General features: G+C 70.9%; 17 protein-coding genes. 11 read left to right on the forward strand and 6 right to left on the reverse strand.

Features of this window, described 5'->3' with window-relative positions; all coding sequences use genetic code 11:
• The first annotated feature begins 698 nt into the window (after positions 1-698).
• From NI17_RS23500 to nudC, 3 genes are all read left to right on the forward strand, one after another.
• On the forward strand, positions 699-1,454 hold the full coding sequence (locus NI17_RS23500) for a VIT1/CCC1 transporter family protein (RefSeq protein WP_068687537.1): 756 nt from the start codon (positions 699-701) through the stop codon (positions 1,452-1,454).
• Positions 1,455-1,573: 119 nt separating this feature from the next.
• Positions 1,574-2,974 carry a dipeptidase gene (locus NI17_RS23505; protein WP_068687538.1) on the forward strand — a complete coding sequence of 467 codons (1,401 nt, stop codon included), beginning with the start codon at positions 1,574-1,576 and terminating at the stop codon, positions 2,972-2,974.
• Positions 2,974-3,942, forward strand: a complete 969-nt coding sequence (gene nudC / locus NI17_RS23510) for an NAD(+) diphosphatase (RefSeq protein WP_068687539.1) — start codon at positions 2,974-2,976, stop codon at positions 3,940-3,942. Before NI17_RS23505 ends, nudC begins: the two co-directional genes overlap by 1 nt.
• A gap of 14 nt (positions 3,943-3,956) precedes the next feature.
• Here the strand turns inward: nudC and NI17_RS23515 are convergent, their stop codons facing one another.
• Both NI17_RS23515 and NI17_RS23520 read right to left on the reverse strand, forming a co-directional pair.
• Positions 3,957-4,454, reverse strand: coding sequence for an ANTAR domain-containing protein (locus NI17_RS23515; protein ID WP_068687540.1), 498 nt, complete (start codon positions 4,452-4,454; stop codon positions 3,957-3,959).
• Between the two features lie 68 nt (positions 4,455-4,522).
• On the reverse strand, positions 4,523-4,783 hold the full coding sequence (locus tag NI17_RS23520; RefSeq protein WP_068687541.1) for a mycoredoxin: 261 nt from the start codon (positions 4,781-4,783) through the stop codon (positions 4,523-4,525).
• Positions 4,784-5,106: 323 nt separating this feature from the next.
• On the opposite strand from NI17_RS23520, the gene NI17_RS23525 reads away from it, so the two are divergent.
• The 5 genes from NI17_RS23525 (at position 5,107) to NI17_RS23545 (ending at position 10,716) form a co-directional block, all read left to right on the forward strand.
• Positions 5,107-7,269 (forward strand): ATP-dependent DNA helicase UvrD2, encoded by a 2,163-nt coding sequence (locus NI17_RS23525; RefSeq protein WP_084012324.1) that lies wholly within the window; start codon positions 5,107-5,109, stop codon positions 7,267-7,269.
• Positions 7,266-8,168 (forward strand): acyl-CoA thioesterase II, encoded by a 903-nt coding sequence (tesB, locus tag NI17_RS23530; protein WP_068687542.1) that lies wholly within the window; start codon positions 7,266-7,268, stop codon positions 8,166-8,168. The genes NI17_RS23525 and tesB overlap by 4 nt, the downstream gene beginning before the upstream one ends.
• A gap of 593 nt (positions 8,169-8,761) precedes the next feature.
• Entirely contained in the window at positions 8,762-9,040 is a 279-nt protein-coding gene (locus NI17_RS23535) for a WhiB family transcriptional regulator (RefSeq protein ID WP_068687543.1), read from the forward strand.
• 487 nt (positions 9,041-9,527) lie between these two features.
• Positions 9,528-10,070 carry a M48 metallopeptidase family protein gene (locus NI17_RS23540; protein WP_199859882.1) on the forward strand — a complete coding sequence of 181 codons (543 nt, stop codon included), beginning with the start codon at positions 9,528-9,530 and terminating at the stop codon, positions 10,068-10,070.
• Positions 10,071-10,104: 34 nt separating this feature from the next.
• Positions 10,105-10,716 carry a glycosyltransferase family protein gene (locus NI17_RS23545; protein WP_119268010.1) on the forward strand — a complete coding sequence of 204 codons (612 nt, stop codon included), beginning with the start codon at positions 10,105-10,107 and terminating at the stop codon, positions 10,714-10,716.
• Between the two features lie 12 nt (positions 10,717-10,728).
• On the opposite strand, the gene NI17_RS23550 is transcribed toward NI17_RS23545, so the two are convergent.
• The 3 genes from NI17_RS23550 to NI17_RS23560 form a co-directional block, all read right to left on the reverse strand.
• Entirely contained in the window at positions 10,729-12,024 is a 1,296-nt protein-coding gene (locus NI17_RS23550) for a cryptochrome/photolyase family protein (RefSeq protein ID WP_068687546.1), read from the reverse strand.
• Positions 12,025-12,157: 133 nt separating this feature from the next.
• Entirely contained in the window at positions 12,158-12,715 is a 558-nt protein-coding gene (locus NI17_RS23555; protein WP_068687547.1) for an NUDIX hydrolase, read from the reverse strand.
• Positions 12,712-14,121, reverse strand: coding sequence for a zinc-dependent metalloprotease (locus NI17_RS23560; protein WP_084012326.1), 1,410 nt, complete (start codon positions 14,119-14,121; stop codon positions 12,712-12,714). Before NI17_RS23560 ends, NI17_RS23555 begins: the two co-directional genes overlap by 4 nt.
• Before the next feature lie 61 nt (positions 14,122-14,182).
• On the opposite strand from NI17_RS23560, the gene NI17_RS23565 reads away from it, so the two are divergent.
• The 3 genes from NI17_RS23565 (at position 14,183) to NI17_RS23575 (ending at position 16,924) form a co-directional block, all read left to right on the forward strand.
• The gene (locus NI17_RS23565) at positions 14,183-15,307 is read left to right on the forward strand and encodes an NAD-dependent epimerase/dehydratase family protein (RefSeq protein WP_234401548.1); all 1,125 of its coding nucleotides are present in this window, start codon (positions 14,183-14,185) and stop codon (positions 15,305-15,307) included.
• Between the two features lie 84 nt (positions 15,308-15,391).
• A complete protein-coding gene (locus NI17_RS23570; protein ID WP_068687549.1) occupies positions 15,392-15,823 on the forward strand; it encodes a molybdenum cofactor biosynthesis protein MoaE in 432 nt (143 codons plus the stop codon).
• 57 nt (positions 15,824-15,880) lie between these two features.
• Entirely contained in the window at positions 15,881-16,924 is a 1,044-nt protein-coding gene (locus tag NI17_RS23575) for a YlbL family protein (protein WP_068687550.1), read from the forward strand.
• 198 nt (positions 16,925-17,122) lie between these two features.
• Here NI17_RS23575 and NI17_RS23580 read toward each other — a convergent pair whose 3' ends face one another.
• Entirely contained in the window at positions 17,123-17,644 is a 522-nt protein-coding gene (locus NI17_RS23580; RefSeq protein WP_234401549.1) for a PPA1309 family protein, read from the reverse strand.
• Positions 17,645-17,991 lie beyond the last annotated feature (347 nt).

The following is a 17,991-nucleotide window of genomic DNA, read 5'->3' on the forward strand; positions in this document are numbered from 1 at the left end:
GCGTGGCATTCCACCTCCGCGTTCGGGGTGGGCCACCACCGGCAGCCGGTGGTGGCCCATCGCGGGGGTTGGTGTGGAACGCCCTGGGTTGATCGGCCGCCCCCTTCTTCTCCACACGGCCGGTGTCCGCCGCGAAGGCGGCCGTCACACCTCGGTGAGGAGGTCCTTGCTTTGTTGAGGCAAGCCTTTCTTGACTGAGGAAAGCCTTTCCTGGGTGATGGCTCAGACGGTTCCTGTTCCCCTGTCGGGAATGTGTACGGGCGACGTCGGCGGGTACAGCCAGAAACAACGAGGAAAAGGCGGTGGTTTCGCGGGGTGGTGCTCGGATGCGGCGTCCGGGAGGTCCGCAGCCGGTGGCAGGCAGTCCGCCGAAGCGTGCCATACTGGCTGCTGCCTGCCGATTTCCCTGACCGACCGGGGCCGCCGCAGCCGCGGGAACCGGGCGTACCGGCTGCGGGCGGAAAAACTTCGGCCAGGTTTCCCTAACTTTGGCTCGCCTGTCCTAAAGTTTTTCAACAAAGGCTTGCCTGAGTGGTGGCAATCATTCTTCCATTGCTTTTCCGCTCCTTTTCTCCGTGTTATTTTCGACTCATGGCTCCGTGGGTGCGGAGTTTTTCCGGTGATTCCGTGGACCGCTCGGGGCCACTTCGGGGGAGCGGTTTCCGCGTTTGGGAGCAGAAGGGAAACACGGCGCAGACATGAAGGAGACCGTGCAGATCGAGGACCGTCCGGACACCACCGCGCAGATCACCGTCGACCACGAGGCCCGCACCGGCGGGTTCGCGCAGCGGCTCAACGCCCTGCGCGCCGGAGTCCTCGGCGCCAACGACGGCATCGTGTCCACCGCGGCCGTCGTCGTCGGCGTCGCCGGAGCCACCACCGCCGAGGGGCCGATCCTCATGGCCGGTCTCGCGGCCGCGGTCGGCGGAGCCGTGTCGATGGCACTCGGCGAGTACGTCTCCGTCAGCAGTCAGCGCGACAGCGAGCGCCACCTCATCGATCGGGAGCGCCGCGCCCTGGCCGCCGACCCGGAGGGCGAGCTGCGCGCCCTGGCCCGCAGCTACGAGGAGCGCGGCATCTCCCCGGCGACCGCGCGGCGCGCCGCCGAGGAACTCTTCGCCAGCAACGCGCTGGAGGCCCAGATGCGCGAGCGGCACAACATCGACCCCGACGAGGTCACCAGCCCCTGGCACGCCGCGATCGCCTCGTTCGCCGCCTTCGCGGCCGGCGCGCTGCTGCCGCTGCTCGCGATCCTGCTGCCCGCCCCCGACCTGCGGGTCCCGGTGGCCTTCGGCGCGACCCTGCTGGGACTGGCGCTCACCGGGGCGGTGGCCGCGGGCATCGGCGGCGGCTCGCAACTGCGCGCGGCGGCACGGGTGACCGTGGGGGGTGCGCTGGCCCTGGCCGCCACCTACCTCATCGGGTCGCTGCTCGGCACCGCCGGCGTGGTCTGACCCGCCGACGGCGCCGACACCGCGCCCAGGCGAATCCGGCCGCCCGAAGCGACGGACCGGGCCGACCGGTCGTAGGCTCATAGGCGCGTCGGACACCACGGGAGGGGACGGACAAGACGATGGACGTGCGCGCCCACATCCAGGCGAACCGGGACGACTTCGTCGCGACGCTCAGCGAGTGGCTCACCATCCCGTCCGTCTCCGCCGACCCCGCCCGCCACGGCGACGTGCGCCGCTCCGCCGAGTGGCTGGCCGACCACCTCAGACGGACCGGCTTCCCCACGGTCGAGATCTGGGAGACCCCCGGCCTGCCCGCGGTCTTCGCCGAATGGCCCGCCGCCGACCCCGACGCCCCCACCGTCGTCGTCTACGGACACCACGACGTGCAGCCCGCCGATCCCGTCGAAGCCTGGCAGACCCACCCGTTCACACCCACGGTGCGGGGGGACCAGATGATCGGGCGCGGCGCCTCCGACGACAAGGGCCAGATCCTCTTCCACACCCTGGGACTGCGCGCCAACCTGGCCGCCTCCGGCGCCGACGCCCCGCCGGTGACCGTCAGACTCCTGGTGGAGGGAGAGGAGGAGTCGGGCTCACCGCACTTCGCGGACCTGCTCACCCGCCACCGCGACCGGCTGGCCTGCGACGTCGTGGTGATTTCCGACACCACCATGTGGGCTGCGGACACGCCGTCGATGTGCGTGGGCATGCGCGGACTCACCGACTGCCAGATCGACGTGCACGGCCCGCGCAGCGACCTGCACAGCGGCTCCTTCGGCGGCGCCGCCCCCAACCCGGCGCGCGCCCTGGCCGCGCTGCTGGCGGGACTGCACGACGCCGACGGCCGGGTCGCCGTTCCCGGCTTCTACGACGAGGTCGTCGAGGCGTCCGAGACCGAACGGGCCAGCATCGCCGGTCTGCCGTTCGACGAGGCCGCGTGGCTGGCGAACGCCACCAGCGACGCGGCGGTCGGCGAGGCCGGATACAGCGTCCTGGAGCGGATCTGGCTGCGCCCCACCGCCGAGATCAACGGCATGTGGAGCGGATACACCGGAGAGGGCGGCAAGACGATCGTGCCGCGCTCGGCGCACGCCAAACTGAGCTTCCGCCTGGTCCCCGACCAGGAACCGGCCCGCATCCAGGAGTTGGTCCGCCACTATGTGCGGGACAACCTGCCCGAGGGGGTGCGCGCCGAGGTCCGCTTCCACGGACCCGGAGTGCGCCCGTGCGCCTCCGACCTGGGCTCGGCGGCGGTGCGCGCCGCCCGCGAAGCCATGGCCAGGGCGTTCGGCACCGAGGTCCGCTACACCCGTGAGGGCGGCAGCGGACCCGAGGCCGACCTGGCCGACATCCTCGACGCGCCCCTGGTGTTCGTCGCGGTGGGACTGAACTCCGACCGCATCCACGCGCCGAACGAGAAGGTGGAGATCCCACTGCTGCTCAAGGGCGCCGAAACCGTCGCGTACCTGTGGGACGCCTACGCCACCGCGCTGCGCGACCGAACCGTTGAAGAGAGATGATGGACGAACAGTCCCTGATCCCCGCCCTGTCCCGAGGAACACTGGACAGCCTCGGACACCGGCGCAGAGACGACCGGTGGCTGGCCGAGGCCTGGGACGACCCGCGCACCCGGGTGCTGGTGCTGGAACGCGGCGACCCGGGGGAGCACGGCTGGCCCCGAGCCATGGAACGCCAGACCCGGGCCCTGGTCACCACCGGCACCGCCCATCCCGAACTGGTGTTCCGCAGCCCCGAGCAGGCCCCCGAGGGGGAGCGCTACCTGCTGGGACAGGACGACGAGGGCCGTGTCTACTTCGCGGTGCGCGCCGAGCCGGGAGCGGAGCCGGCCGCCGAACCCGGAACGGAACCGGCCTCGCTGCGCCGCGTCGGCGCACTGCTCGGCGGACGCGACGCGGGACTGCTCACCCACGCCGTGGCACTGGCCAACTGGCACGCCGAGAACGGGTTCTGCTCCCGGTGCGGCTCACCCACCCGGATCGGGGCGGCCGGGCACGTGCGGATCTGCGACGTCGACGAGTGCGAGCACTACCCCAGGATGGACCCGGCGGTGATCATGCTGGTCCACCGGGAGGTGGGCGGCGTCGAGCAGTGCCTGCTCGCCCACAGTCCGAACTGGCCGGACAACCGCTACTCGGTGCTGGCCGGATTCGTGGAACCGGGGGAGTCCCTGGAGCAGGCCGTGGCCAGGGAGGTCGCCGAGGAGGTGGGTGTGGCGGTCACCGATCCCGTCTACGTGGGCTCGCAGCCGTGGCCGTTCCCACGCAGTCTGATGCTCGGCTACTTCGCCCGGGCCGTGGGCAGCGCACCGCGGACCGACTACGAGGAGATCGCCGACGTCCGCTGGTTGCGCCGCGAGGAGTTGCGCGACGCGGTCGACAGCGGTGAGATCCTGCTTCCCGGTTCCGTCTCCATCGCCCGCAAACTCATCGAGCGCTGGTACGGGGGGAGCCTTCCCGGCGAGTGGTGACGGGACCGACTCCGCTACCCGGCGCGCCGCGACCGCTGCGCCCGGATCGCCGAACCGTCCCGGGCCAGTTCCTCGGGGAGGGCGATCAGCGGGTTCAGGGTGCTCTCGACCACGTCCTGAGCCAGTGCGGCGACCTTCTGACCGCGGCCGCGGGCGGCACGGCGCAGCCGTTCGAAGGCCGTGCGCGGGAGGAGCCGGTGCCGCTCGGCGAGCACGCCGATGGCCTGCTCGACGACCACCCGGGTGCGCAGGGCGTGCTCCAGTTGCAGCACCGTCACCCGCAGCCGTTCCGCCTCGGACAGGCCGGCCGTCACACGGGGCGGCGAGGGGAGGTCGGCGGACGCGTCGTCGGCGCCCAGCAGGTCGGCGAGGACCATGGCGTTGAGCAGGTCGGGAAGCTCCTCCCCGGCACCGTCGACCCGCCAGCCCGCCGGAGTCCGGCGGATCAGGGCGGTGGACCGGGACCCTGTCCCGCGGTCCTGTTCGTGGCGAGCTGATGTGTGTGGTACCACGCCTCCCCTTCCCGTGTCTCTGTGGTGGAACCGGTCACCGCCGCCCGCCGTCGGGCGGCGGTCTTCCCTCACGACCGGGTCGCGAGTTTCTCCTTGACCTGAGCCAGCGACGGATTGGTCAGCGCGGTGCCGTCGGCGAAGAGAAGAGTGGGAACGGTCTGGTTGCCACCGTTGACCCGCATCACGAACTCCGCCGCTTCGGGGGTCTGCTCGATGTCGACCTCCGTGACGGGGATTCCCTCGCGCGCCAGCTGGCTCTTCAGCCTCCTGCAGAAGCCGCACCAGGGGGTGGTGTACATGGTGATCTGTGCGGTGGTGGGGGTCGCCATAGCCTTTTCGGTTCTCCTTTGCCGTTACCTGGCCTCGACGTCGGATGCCGATTACCCCAACACAGACAACCGTCTCCAACTTCCCGATGCGGTTCGCATGCCCTCTCTGATGCCGTCGGGCGCGTCGAGGTTCCACGGAATTGGTGCCGGGAAGCCGCATGTCCACAGCCCGGCGGGAGACCTCCCGGAGCACGGGGGAGCACGGGGATACTTGAGAGACTGGGCGGACAGGTGAGCGTGCGGTGGCCGGACAGGCGGGAGGGCACGGAAGAGGCGCTGCGCGAACCACCCCGAACCGACCGGACGGATTGGAGAGACTGCTGATGGGGCCAGACGAAACCGGTGGGCCGCGTCCGACCGGCGCTCCGGGAGGAGCGTTCCCCCCGCCCGACGAGCTCCTACGCGGACTGGACCCCGAACAACTCGAAGCGGCCCGGTCGGTACGCGGACCCGTGTGCATCCTGGCCGGTGCGGGAACCGGCAAGACCCGCGCCATCACCCACCGGATCGCCTACGCCGTGGCCACCGGGGTGGTTCCCGAGCAGCAGGTCCTCGCCGTGACCTTCACCACGCGCGCCGCGGGGGAGATGCGCGGGCGGCTGCGGGCGCTGGGCGCGCCCCGCGTGCAGGCCCGCACCTTCCACGCCGCCGCGCTGCGCCAGCTCTCCTACTTCTGGGGCGAGGCGGTCGGCGGCCCCAAGCCCACCCTCATCGACAGCAAGATCAAGACGGTCGCCGCGGCCGCGCACGCCTGCGGCTTCCAGGCCGACCGCACGGAACTGCGCGACCTCGCCGGTGAGATCGAGTGGGCCAAGGTCACCCAGATCCGTCCCGTCGACTACGAGACCGCCGTCACCAAGGCCGGACGCACTCCGCCGATGCCCTCACGCGACGTCGCCCGCGTCTACGAGGCCTACGAGGAGTTGCGCGGCGAGCGCAACCTGCTCGACTTCGAGTCGATGCTGGAACTCACCATGGCGATGATCCACGAGTCGCCGCGGATCGCCGAGCAGATCCGCAGGCAGTACCGCTACTTCGTCGTCGACGAGTTCCAGGACGTCAACCCGCTGCAGAAGCAGTTACTGGACGCCTGGCTGGGCGACCGCGACGACATCTGCGTCGTCGGCGACCCCAACCAGACCATCTACACCTTCGCCGGAGCCACCCCCGGCTACCTCACCGGTTTCTGCGCCACCTACCCGCACGCCACGTTCGTCCGGTTGGTGCGCGACTACCGCTCCACACCGCAGGTGGTCCGGGTCGCCAACACCGTTCTCAGGGGGAGCGGCAGCCACACGACTCCCCCCGAGCACCGCCTCGAACTCGTCGCCCAGCGTCCCGACGGACCCGAACCGGTCTACACCGAATACGACGACGAGCCCGCCGAGGCGACCTCCGTGGCCCGCAGGATCGCCGCCCTCATCGACTCGGGGGTGCCCGCCCGCGAGATCGCGGTGCTGTTTCGCACCAACTCCCAGTCCGCCGCCTACGAGCAGGCGCTCGGCGACGCCGGAGTGCCCTACACGGTGCGCGGCGCGGCCCAGTTCTTCGACCGCCCCGAGATCCGCGCCGCCCTGCACACGCTGCGCGGCGCGGCCCAGGGCGACGGCGGCGCACCGATGGTCCAGACCGTCCGCCACATCCTGCAGCAACCCCAGATCGGCCTCACCGACACCGCTCCGGAGGGACGGCAGGCACGTGAGAGATGGGAGTCGTTGGCCGCGCTCGCCCAGCTCGCCGAGGACATCGCCGGGCAGCGGCCCGAAGCGACTCTCGCGGACTTCGTCGCCGAACTGCGGGCCCGGGCGGCCACCGAGCACGCTCCCGGGTTCGAGGGGGTCACCCTGGCCTCGCTGCACGCGGCCAAGGGACTGGAGTGGGACGCGGTGTTCCTGGTGGGACTCACCGAGGGCATGCTGCCGATCGTCTACGCCGAGACCCCCGAACAGGTCGAGGAGGAACGCAGGCTCTTCTACGTCGGTGTCACCCGGGCCCGCGAGCATCTGAGCATGTCGTGGGCGCTGGCACGCTCCCCGGGCGGCCGCAGGACCCGCAAACCCTCGCGGTTCCTGGACGGGCTGCGTCCCGCGTCGCCGTCCCTGGCCGCCCAGCGCGGGGAGCGACGCAGGAAGACGGCCCGCGTCGTGCGGTGTCGGGTGTGCGGCACGACCCTGCTGGAGGCCGCCGAACGCAAACTGGGCCGCTGCCTGGACTGCCCGTCCGACTACGACGAGGAGCTTCTGGAGCGGCTGCGACAGTGGCGACGCGAGGTCTCCACCGCGCAGAAGGTGCCCGCCTACGTCGTCTTCACCGATGCCACCCTCCAGGCGATCGCCGAGCAGGAGCCGTCCAGCCTCGCGCAGCTGTCCCGGATATCCGGTGTGGGGACGACAAAACTGGACCGCTACGGTGAAGCGGTTCTGACGCTCTGTGCGGGCGGTACGCCCGACCAGGTCCTCAGCGGAGACAGAGAGGAGACGCCGTGAGCGAGCCACCGAGGCAGGAGGCCGCCGAAACCGTTGATTCCGGCCAGAACCTGCAGGAACTGCTGGATATTCTCGACCTCGAGAAGATCGAGGTGAACATCTTCCGCGGACGCAGTCCGGAGGAGGGGCCGCAGCGGATCTTCGGCGGGCAGGTTGCGGGACAGGCGGTGGTCGCCGCGGGGCGCACCGTCACCGAGGACCGGTTCGTCCACTCGCTGCACGCCTACTTCATCCGCCCCGGAGATCCCTCGGTCCCGGTCATCTACGAGGTCGACCGGGTCCGCGACGGGCGTTCCTTCACCACCCGCCGGGTCACGGCGATCCAGCACGGCAAGGCGATCTTCACCCTGTCCGCCTCCTTCCACCGCCCCGAACCCGGGCTGTCGCACCAGTTCCCGATGCCGCAGGTGCCGCCGCCCGAGGAGCTGCCCACCATGCGGGAACGCCTGGTCCAGGCGCTGGGCAAGGTTCCCAGGTCGGCGGACTGGCATCCCTTCGAACGGCGCCCGGTCGGTCCCCTCTCCTACGAGGTGCAGCGTGACCGCAGTCTCATCCGCACCGAGAACCCGGTCTGGCTCAAGGTCAACGGCAAGGTCCCCGACGACCCGCTGCTCCAGGTCTGCCTGATGACCTACGCGTCGGACATGACCCTGCTCGACACGGTTCTGCTGGCCCACGGTCGCACCTTCTCCGGCATCTCCATGGCGAGCCTGGACCACGCCATGTGGTTCCACCGCCCGTTCCGCACGGACGAGTGGCTGCTCTACGCCCAGGAGACCCCGGTGGCCGGCGGTGCGCGCGGTCTGGCGCGCGGTCTGGTCTACACCCGCTCCGGGGAACTGGTCTGCTCGGTGGTCCAGGAGGGACTTATCAGGATTGTGGACGAGGAACACCATTGACAGCGGTGTGATCTCGCGGCCGGATCCGGACACTGTCCAGGTCAAAAATGGGTTGCTGATTTTCTGCGACCCGTTCTAGGCTTGAAGCCATCGAGTTCGCGCTCGTCACGGGAGAAGATCCCGGTGACCGCACACAGTAAGGGAGGTGCTCCGATCAAATGGCAACGCTGATTACCGGACTTGATATGTCCACGGATGCCTGGAGCGCCGCCTACGGCAGTGGTGCGCACGCGAATGTGTCGTATGCGTCTGGCAGTCTCTCGACCATCGGCGAATCAGTCGAGCCGAGAATGCGTCGATTCAAGCACCGTCAGGAACCGCAGTTCGCAGGAGCCCGGCGCCCTTTGGGCGCGGTGGGGAAGTGTCCACTGAGTTACCCGGTCCAGTAGCCGAGGCCGGGTAGTCCTCCCAGTGGCCGCGGGTCCCCACACATGGGGCCGCGGCCTTTTTGGTGTTCCGATCCCGCACTCTTCGGTGAAAGAGCGGATCTGTCGGACTCACGCAGGTCAGGGCCCCGAAAAACCGGATCGGAAAAGATCCGGTGTCCGTTGTCGCCTACCGCGTTGATCACCAGAGAAACAGGGAGGACACCGATGCTTGCGTCGGTCCTTGAGTCCCCGTGGCTGGAGGGAGTCGAGATCCCGTGCCGTTCCCAGCCCGACCTCTTCTTCGCCGAGGCCCCGGCCGACGTCGAGGCGGCCAAGGCGCTGTGCGTGGACTGCCCGGTCCGGGAGCAGTGCCTCGCCGACGCGCTCGAGCGCCGCGAGCCGTGGGGGGTGTGGGGAGGTCAGCTACTGGTGAGCGGCCAGGTGGTCGCCCGTAAGCGCCCGCGTGGCCGTCCTCGCAAGAACGCCGAGCCGATCGCGGCGTAACCGCCTTCCCGACCACTCGTCCGCTCTCCGACACAACACACCTCCGAGCCACGAAAGAGACCACCATGCTGCTGCACGGACTCAACCAGTCACCGAGGACTCCCGACCCCAAGCGTCAGCGCCAGCGGATCGACGCCCGGCACCTCCGGGCGCAGTTGCGTGAACAGCGTCGCCTCGAAAGGTCGACCACACAAACACGGGACACACACCGCTATTGACGCCGCTGTCGGTGTCCTCCGACGGGTGGGGCGGTCCCGGACCGCCCCACCCGGAGGCCTTCCCGCCGCGCCAGAGAACGGACTTTCCGGCAGGCCCCGAACGTGGCCGGATGCGGCCTAACGGAGTGCAACGGAAAGCGTCTGTCAATCGGGACCTCCCGCCGCTGCACGGAATGCGCACCGGCGGGACGGGGAGCGTCCGGTGCCTCGGGCGGGCGGTGGCACCGCCCCTCTGTGGAAGCGGTCTGTTCTGGGATAACGTAAAAATCGTGCCAGCAGATCCGCGAGTTGAGGTGCGTCGGAGTTCTCGTCGCCGGCGGACCGTCTCGGCCTACCGCGACGGGGACAAGACGGTTGTCCTGGTTCCTGCGGGTCTTTCCCACGCGGAGGAGCAGCAGTGGGTGGAGCTGATGCTGGAACGGCTGCGGACACGTGAGCAACGCCGCCGTCCCAGCGACACCGCGCTGCGCACCCGGGCGATGGAACTCGCCGAACGCTATCTGGGCGGACAGGTCCGCCCCTCCAGCGTCAGATGGGTGGACAACCAGAACACCCGTTGGGGGTCGTGCACCCCCGAGGACGGGTCGATCCGGGTCTCGCGCAGACTGTCGGGAATGCCCGGCTGGGTCGTCGACTACGTGCTCGTCCACGAACTCGTGCACCTCCTCGTCCCCGGTCACGGGCCGGAGTTCTGGAAACTCGTGAACCGCTACCCCCGGAGCGAACGGGCCCGCGGCTACCTGGAAGGTGTCAGCGACGCGCCACGCCTGGCAGCCGAAGGGCGCCAGGACCGGGAGGATGGCGTGGACTGAACCCCTCCACCCCACGGAGCACGACGTGAAACGCATGACCGTGGTCCTGCTCACCGCAGGTCCGACACCGGCGTGTCCTCGAGGAGTCGATCCCGCCGAGTTCCGGCTGGCCATGGCCGAGGACGTCTACGAGACCGCCGCCGAACTCCGACTGAGCGAGACCGCCCTGGTCTGCTGCGGGGACCCGGAACTCGCCGCCCGCGCCGTCGGGTTCACCTGGCCGGGCACCCCCGTGTTCACCGTGGGGCGGACCGATCCCGTCCCGGAGGCCTGCGGTGTGCTCGCCGGACGCGGTGTCGACCAGGTCGCGTTCCTCTCCGCCGACGCCCCCGATCTGCCTCCGCTGCTGGTGGGCAAGCTCTTCCGGGCGTTGGGCACCGCCGAAGCGGCGTTCTGCCCGGCACGCGGCGGCGGGCTGGCCGCACTGGCCACGCGGCTTCCCCCGCCCGAATGGCTCGGTTCGGTCACCCTGGACCACCCCGACGCCGTCCACACCCTGGCCGCGGCCCGCCCCACGGTTCGGGCGCTGGCCGCGGCGCCGGGCTGGCACCGCGTCCGTCGCCCCGAAGACCTCGCCGCGCTCGACCCCGGGCTGGAGGGCTGGGAGACGACCCGGGCGCTGCTGTCGGCCTCCGACGGCCGCTGAGCGGCCGCGTCTTCACGGCTCGGGGAGCGGCGGCGGATAACCCCCGGGACGCGGAACCGGCGGATTGTGCACCTGGCAGCCGCGCAGGCCGCGGAGTTCGGGGACATGGCGCCGCACGTAGGAGCCGTCGGGATCTTGGCGTCGGGCCTGCCGCAGCGGATCGAAACGGCAGGGAGGACGCCTGCTGGCCCCGGTGCCCGCAGCCCACTGCCAGTTGCCGTAGTTGTCGGCGACGTCGCCGTCGACCAGCAGGGAGTGGAAGTGGTCGGCGCCCCGTTTCCAGTGGACCCGCAGCACCCGGGTCAGATAGGTGGCGACAACCGTCCGGAGCCCGCCGGGCAGGTATCCCTCCCGCAGCAGTTGCCGCATGCCCGCGTCCACGATCGGAATCCCGGTCGTGCCCGAGCACCAGGCCGCGAAACCGGAGTCGTCCCGCCGCCAGCGGGTTCGGCACGGCCGGTAGTCGACCCGATTCAGGCGGGGAAAGGCCCACGCCACCTGATGGTGGAAGTCCCGCCGGGCCAGCCGGTGGAGAAACGCCACACCTTCGGGGCGGTCCCGCACGGTCAGCGCCACCTCCAGAGGAGAGACGCAGCCGAACCGCAGGTGGCAGCCCAGCCGTGACGCGTGCTCGGGGGCTTCGGAGCGGCTCCCGGCGCGCGCCAACTCCGCGGACCACGTGCGCACCCGGTCCCGGGCCGCGGTGATCCCGCCCCGGAGCCGGTGCGGCGACAGCGCGCCGATGCCGGAGGCGGCGAGGTCGGGACCGGGCAGCGCCCCCACCTCCCGCAGCGGGGGCAGCGCGACCCGTTCGGGGGCGGGCAGGGGAGCGCGCCACCGCGCGGACTCCCAGGCGCGCAGATACGGGGTGAAGATCCGGTAGTGGTCGCCGTGCTCGGGACGCAGCGCGCGGGGAGGGACCACGGTGACCCCCGGGAAGGTCCGGAGCCGAGCGCCCTCGGCGCCCACGGCCTCGGCCAGCCGCCGCGTCCGCGTGGCCGCCAGCGTGCTGACGTCCTCGCTGACGTGTACGGCCACGGCAGCGGTCTCGACCACAGTCCGGACGGTCTCGGCGACCGTGTCGCCCCGGCGGATCACCAGGTCGCCGCCGCGCTCACGCAGCAGGCCGCGCAGGTCGGCCAGGGCCTCCACCAGGTAGGCGATCCGGTTGCGCGCCGAGACGCGCAGGACCGCGGGGTCGAGGACGAACAGCGGGACCACCCGTTCGGCCTCGGCAACGGCGGCGTGCAGCGCGGGATGGTCGGACAGCCGCAGGTCGCGGGTGAACAGGACGATGATCGTGGACATGTGCCCTCCGGGAGAACGAGGTCCGGCGTCGCTCACCCAGTGAACAGGGATGGTCGAGGCCCGCGCCACGTGTTCTCTCCGGCTGTGGAAAACTCCCGGACACCCCGTCCGGGCCGTCCGCCCGCACTCCCCCTCAACCGGCCGGTGCGGCCGCCCGCACCGCCCGGACGGCCGCACCGACCAGGGCGCGGCAGGCGTCGTCGGAGGGCTCGGGCAGGGCGGCCACGTCGAACCAGGCCAGGCCGTCGGACTCGGCCTCGTCGATGACGAGTTCGGCTCCGGCGGGGGCGATCGCCGCGTACTGCACGTCCAGGTGCCACGACCCGCCGCCGCACGGCACCGCGTGCCGGTCCAGCCGGACCGGCACGGGCAGCAGCCGCAGGCCGGGAATCCCCGACTCCTCGGTGGCCTCGCGCAGCGCCGCCGCGGCCAGTGAGGAGTCACCCGGCTCGCAGTGCCCGCCCAACTGCAGCCACAACCTGATCTTGCGGTGCAGGGTCAGCACCGTCCGCTCGCCCGCGGCGTCCAGGACCGCCGCGCTCGCGGTGAGATGTCCCGGCAGGCAGGACCGCCACACGGCGTCCGGATGGCGGTCCAGGTGCTCCAGGTAGGCGCGGCGCAGCTCCTCCTGGGCGGCATCCGGCGCGGTCCACGACGACAGTACCGCGCGGGCGTCGGCGTGCAGACTCAACGGCCGTCCCCGCCGTCGCGTCCGTCCTCGTCGCGCCGCTCCTCGGCGGAGGGGTCCTCGGTCCACCGGGAGATGTCCAGGTCGTCGGAGGAACCGCTGCCGTTGACAAAAGCGTCGGGAGAGTCCAGGTCCTCGCCGGACGGCATCAGGTCGGGGTGCTCCCAGACGGCGTCGCGGCCGTCGATGCCCCGCGCCTCGGCGAGGGCGTTCCACAGCACCGCGGCGTCGCGCAGCCGCCGCGGCCGCAACTCCAGACCCACCAGGGTGGCGAAGGTGTGCTCGGCCGGACCGCCCGAGGCCCGACGGCGGCGCAGCGCCTCGCCCAGCGCGGCGGACTGCGGCAGCCGCTGCGACACCGCCGCGTCGACCACGGTCGACACCCAGCCCTCGACCAGCGCCAGAGTCGTCTCCAGACGGGCCAGGGACGCCTTCTGCTGCGGGGTGTCCTCGGTCTGGAACAGGCCCTGGCCCTCAAGACCCGACAGCGCGTCCTGAAGCGACTCGGGGTTGGCGAAGTCGATGTGCCCCAGCCGGTCCTCGAATCCGCTCATGTCGAAGGACATGCCCATCGCATACTCCTCGACCAGGGTGAACAGGTGCGAGCGCAGCCACGGCACGTGACCGAACAGCCGGTGGTGGGCGGCCTCGCGGGCCGCCAGGTACAGCCGGACCTCGTCCAGCGGAACCCCCAGCCCCTCGCCGAACTCCCTGACCCCCTCGGGCAGCAGCGCGGCGCGGCCCTCACCGGCCAGCGGGAGCCCCACGTCGGTGGAGCCGAGCACCTCACGGGCCAGCTCCCCGATGGCCTGCCCCGCCTGCTGGCCGACCAGCGCGCCGCCCATCTGCTGGAGCATCCCCAGCAGGGGACCGGCCATCATGGCCATCTCCTGCGGCAGGTTCCGGCCCATGGACTCCACCACCCGGCCGGTCAGCGGATCGCACAGCTTCGCCCACGTCGGCATGGTCTTCTCGACCCACTCGGCCCGGCTCCACGCCTCCATCGTGTGTACGCCCGACGGCAGCGCGGTGACCTCGTTCAGCCACAGGTCGGCCAGGCGCAGGGCCTCCTGGACCTGCGCGTAGTGGACGGGCCCGATGCTGGGGTCGCCGTGCTGGGAGACGACGTGTCGGGCGACGGTCGTGGCGGCGGACCAGTTGACACCGCTCGCGCCGGCGTTCTCCTGTGCGGGGCCGGACGCCGACTGTGCGGACATCATGTCGGCGAACTGGCGGAGCATCTGCGCGATCTGCTGCGGGTCCCCGAACGGAAAGCCACCCGGCGGCATGTTGGGAAAATCACCGCCTGAGCCGCCCCGCCCGGCTCCCGAGCCGGAATCGCCCGAGCCACGGCCGGATTCGTCATCCGGGTCATTCGACATGCTGAAACCGAAAGGTAGGTCACTCACGATTAGACCTCAGGCAGGATAGGAACGTCTCCACTGTCACGTTAGCTGGGAGCCGCCCGGAGTGAACACTCAACCTGGCCAGGTTCGCCCACAGCACAGCCAATCCGCCGAAGGACTGGTCGTCGCGGTGACCGGAGCGGCCTCCGGTGTCGGCCGTCTACTGGTGCAACGCCTGTTGACACGCGAGGGTTCCAGAAGGATCGCCGAAGTCGTCGCGATCGACTCGCGGCGGGGAGAGGCCGACGGCGCCGTCTGGCACGTCGCCGACGTGTGCGATCCGCGCCTGGCGGTCCTGCTGGCCGGGGTGGACGTGCTCGTGCACACCGCCGACGACCGCTCCCTGGAGACCCCGCCGAGGCAGCGCCGCGCCCACAACATCCGGGCAACCCAGACCGTGCTGACCGCCGCGGCCGCCCAACGGGTCCCGCGGGTGGTCCTCGTCACCAGCACCATGGTCTACGGGGCCGCACCCGACAACGACGTCCCCCTCGACGAGACGCTCCCGTTCCAGAGCGAGCCGGAGTCCAGCCTGGTGGGGGACTTCGTCGAGATCGAGGAACTGGCGGCGCTGGCCCGCCGCGCGCATCCCGGGCTGTCGGTCACGGTGCTGCGTCCCGCCCCGCTGGTGGGCCCCGGCATGGACACCCTGCTCAGCAGGCACTTCTCGGCCCCCCGACTGCTCACCGTCAAAGGAAGCGCGCCGAAGTGGCAGTTCTGCCACGTCGACGACCTGGCCAGCGCCCTGGACTTCGTGATCCGCACCGAGACCGAGGGAAAGGGCGGAGCGCTCGCCGTCGGATGCGACGGCTTCCTCGAACACGAACAGGTCGAGGAGATCGCCCAGTTGCGCTCCTTCGAACTCCCCGCGGACCTGGCCTTCGGCACCACCCAGCGGCTGCACCGGGTCGGCATCACCCCGGCTCCCGCCAGCGAACTGAAGTTCCTGGTCTACCCATGTGTGGTGGACTGCGCGGCGCTGCGGACGGCGGGGTGGCGACCCGCCCACGACAACGTCGAGGTCCTGCGGGCGCTGCTCGACCACCGCTCCGGCAGGCCCGCCCTGGTCGGCCGCAACCTCGGCCGCAAGGAGGTCACCATCACCGCCGCGGGTGCGGCCGGTGCGGCGGTCGCCGCGATCGGGACCGCGGTCGCAGCACACCACCTGCGTAAACGGCGGAAGAGCTGAATCCGGGACCTCCGGGCCGCCGGGAAATCCACACCCCTGCGAATCGACGGTTCGGACGCGCGGACGATTGGTACTGTCAGGGGCGTGGAAGCCATCGCACTCGCGGAGATACGCGACACACCGCTCTCGATCGACGAGGTCGTCTCGGCGGTCGGAGACGACCGGGCGGGAGGCACCGCCTTCTTCGTCGGCACGGTCCGCGACCACGACCACGGCCGCGTGGTGACCGCGCTGTCCTACTCCGCGCATCCCACGGCCGAGCAGCGGATGCGTGAGGTCATGGAGAAGGTGGTGGCCGACGCCGAGGGACGCGACGTCCACCGGGTCGCGGCCCTCCACCGCGTCGGCGACCTCCGGGTGGGCGACATCGCGGTCGTGGTCGCCGCGGCCGCCGCGCACCGTGAGGAGGCGTTCGCGGCCTGCCGCAGGCTCATCGACGACATCAAGGCCGAGGTGCCCATCTGGAAGAACCAGACGTTCACCGGGGGCGACAGCGAATGGGTGGGCTCCTGTTGACACCGCCTCCGGGTGGGCGTGCCACAGCGGGGAACCGGGCGACATAGGCTTGCGGCCATGTTCCGCCGTGCGATGACTCTGATCGTGTCCGCCGTTCTTCTGGTCGGATTCACGGTCGCAGCACTAGCCGTCCCCGTACCGTATGTCGTGGCCTCCCCGGGCCTGGCGCTGGACACGCTCGGTGAACTCGACGGGGAGCAGGTCATACAGGTCGAGGGGCACCCCAGTTACGAGCACGACGGATCGCTGTCCATGGTCACCGTCCAGTACGCGGGCGGCCCCGGTTCGCGGATGAACCTGTTCACCGCGTTGAGCGCCTGGCTCTCGCCGAGTCAGGCCGTGCTGCCGGAGGAGGCGATCTTCCCGCCCGACCGCAGCGCCGAGGAGGTCAGCCAGACCCAGGCGGTGCAGATGGACAACTCGCAGGACGCGGCCGTGGCGGCGGCGCTCAACGAGATGGACGTCCCGTACGAGACGGCCGCTGTCGTGCACACGGTCAACGAGGACTATCCGGCCGAGGGAGTCCTGCGCTCCGGTGACGTCCTCGTCGAGATCGACGGCGAACCCGTCGCGGACAAGGAGGAGGCCGTGGCGGCCGTCCAGGACCGGTCCCCCGGGGACCCGGTCCGCATCCTCGTCGAACGCGACGGGCAGAAGCAGGAGGTCGAGGTCGGCACCGTCGAGTCCGACACCGGTGACCCCATCATCGGAATCACGGTCGAGAACGACATGACCTTCCCCTTCGACGTCGAGATCAGTGTCGGCGGCGTCGGCGGTCCCAGCGCGGGGATGATGTTCGCGCTGGGGGTCATGGACCGGCTCGATCCGGAGGGACTCACCGGGGGCCACCACATCGCGGGCACGGGGACCATCGACGTCGACGGCAACGTGGGCGGGGTCAGCGGTGTCCAGCAGAAGATGGTCAGCGCCAAGCGGGAGGGCGCCGAGTACTTCCTGGTCGCCGCGGAGAGCTGCGACCAGACCTTCGAGTCGGCCGTCACCGGACAGATCGAGGTGGTCAGGGTGGAGACGCTCGAGGAGGCCGCGGACGCGCTGGAGGACATCCGCGAGGGGGACACCGACGCGCTTCCCCGCTGCTAGGGGCCTGGGGAGAGGCCCAGACGTCGCCTCGGCCCCAGAGGGTCCTGTGGCACCGGGCCCCGGGGGAGGGAAGCGGTGAAGGAGACCCCGGCCGAAGGGAGCGCCGGCGGCGGAGCGCCTCCCCGCTCCGCCGCCGACCCACCCCCCGGGCTGACATTCCACGACCCCTGGGACCGAGGCCGTCGGGACCCCTCTCGGTCAGTCCTCCTCGAAGGTCAGGGCGAGGGCCGACGTCAGCCCCGGAACCAGGTCCTCCCCGTTGAGCACCTGGTCCTCGGCGTCGTAGCTGCGCATCCGGAGAGCCGAGTAGCGCGTCCCGTCCCGCAGCACGCCCGCCACCAGGCGGATCTCCTCACTGCCCGGCTGGTCCTTGGCCCAGGCCCCCGTGTCGCCGCGGTCGGGCGGGTCCAGGGTCTCGTCCGAGCCCTTGACGACCAGGCGCTCCATCACCAGCGCACAGCCCGCCACCGCCTCGGGCCACATGATCCTGCCCAGGGTCTCCTCCAGCGGAACGTCGGCGGGCAGCGGTTCCTGCTCGACCGGGGTCAGGTCCTCGGGGCTCGCGTCCCCGCGGATGCCCAACACCCCGGCGAGGTGGGGTTCCCGTTCCAGCAGGTCGGCGGTAGGCACCAGGGCGTACATCCGGACGGGCTGGTCCCAGCCCTGTTCGGACGCGTGGCGCTCCAGACTCAGAACGGCTTCGCGAATGTTGAAGGACACCTGCTCTGTCTCCCCTGTCCTCGGAACGGTGGTGGTGAAGGACGGATCGGCACACGCTCCCGCGCGGTGCGAAGTATGGTCAAAGTGAAAGGTTGGCCCCAAGGGACTCCAGCCGACCTCGCGGACAGAGTGTCGAAGCCGTCTCGGCCAGGTTTCGGCGCGGTGAAGCGGGAACCCGACAAGGCCTCAATAAGTTGCCACTGTATAGGGGACGCCATGTCCGCACATTCGACCAGCATTGAGCCAACCGGCGGGTGCGAGGGCAGACCGCCACGGGGTCCGGGCCGGACCCGGTTCTGCCCGGGCACCCGTCTGACGATATCCAGTAGGAACGAGGGGGAGGCGTG

This window comes from Thermobifida halotolerans (assembly GCF_003574835.2).
Classification (GTDB): domain Bacteria; phylum Actinomycetota; class Actinomycetes; order Streptosporangiales; family Streptosporangiaceae; genus Thermobifida; species Thermobifida halotolerans.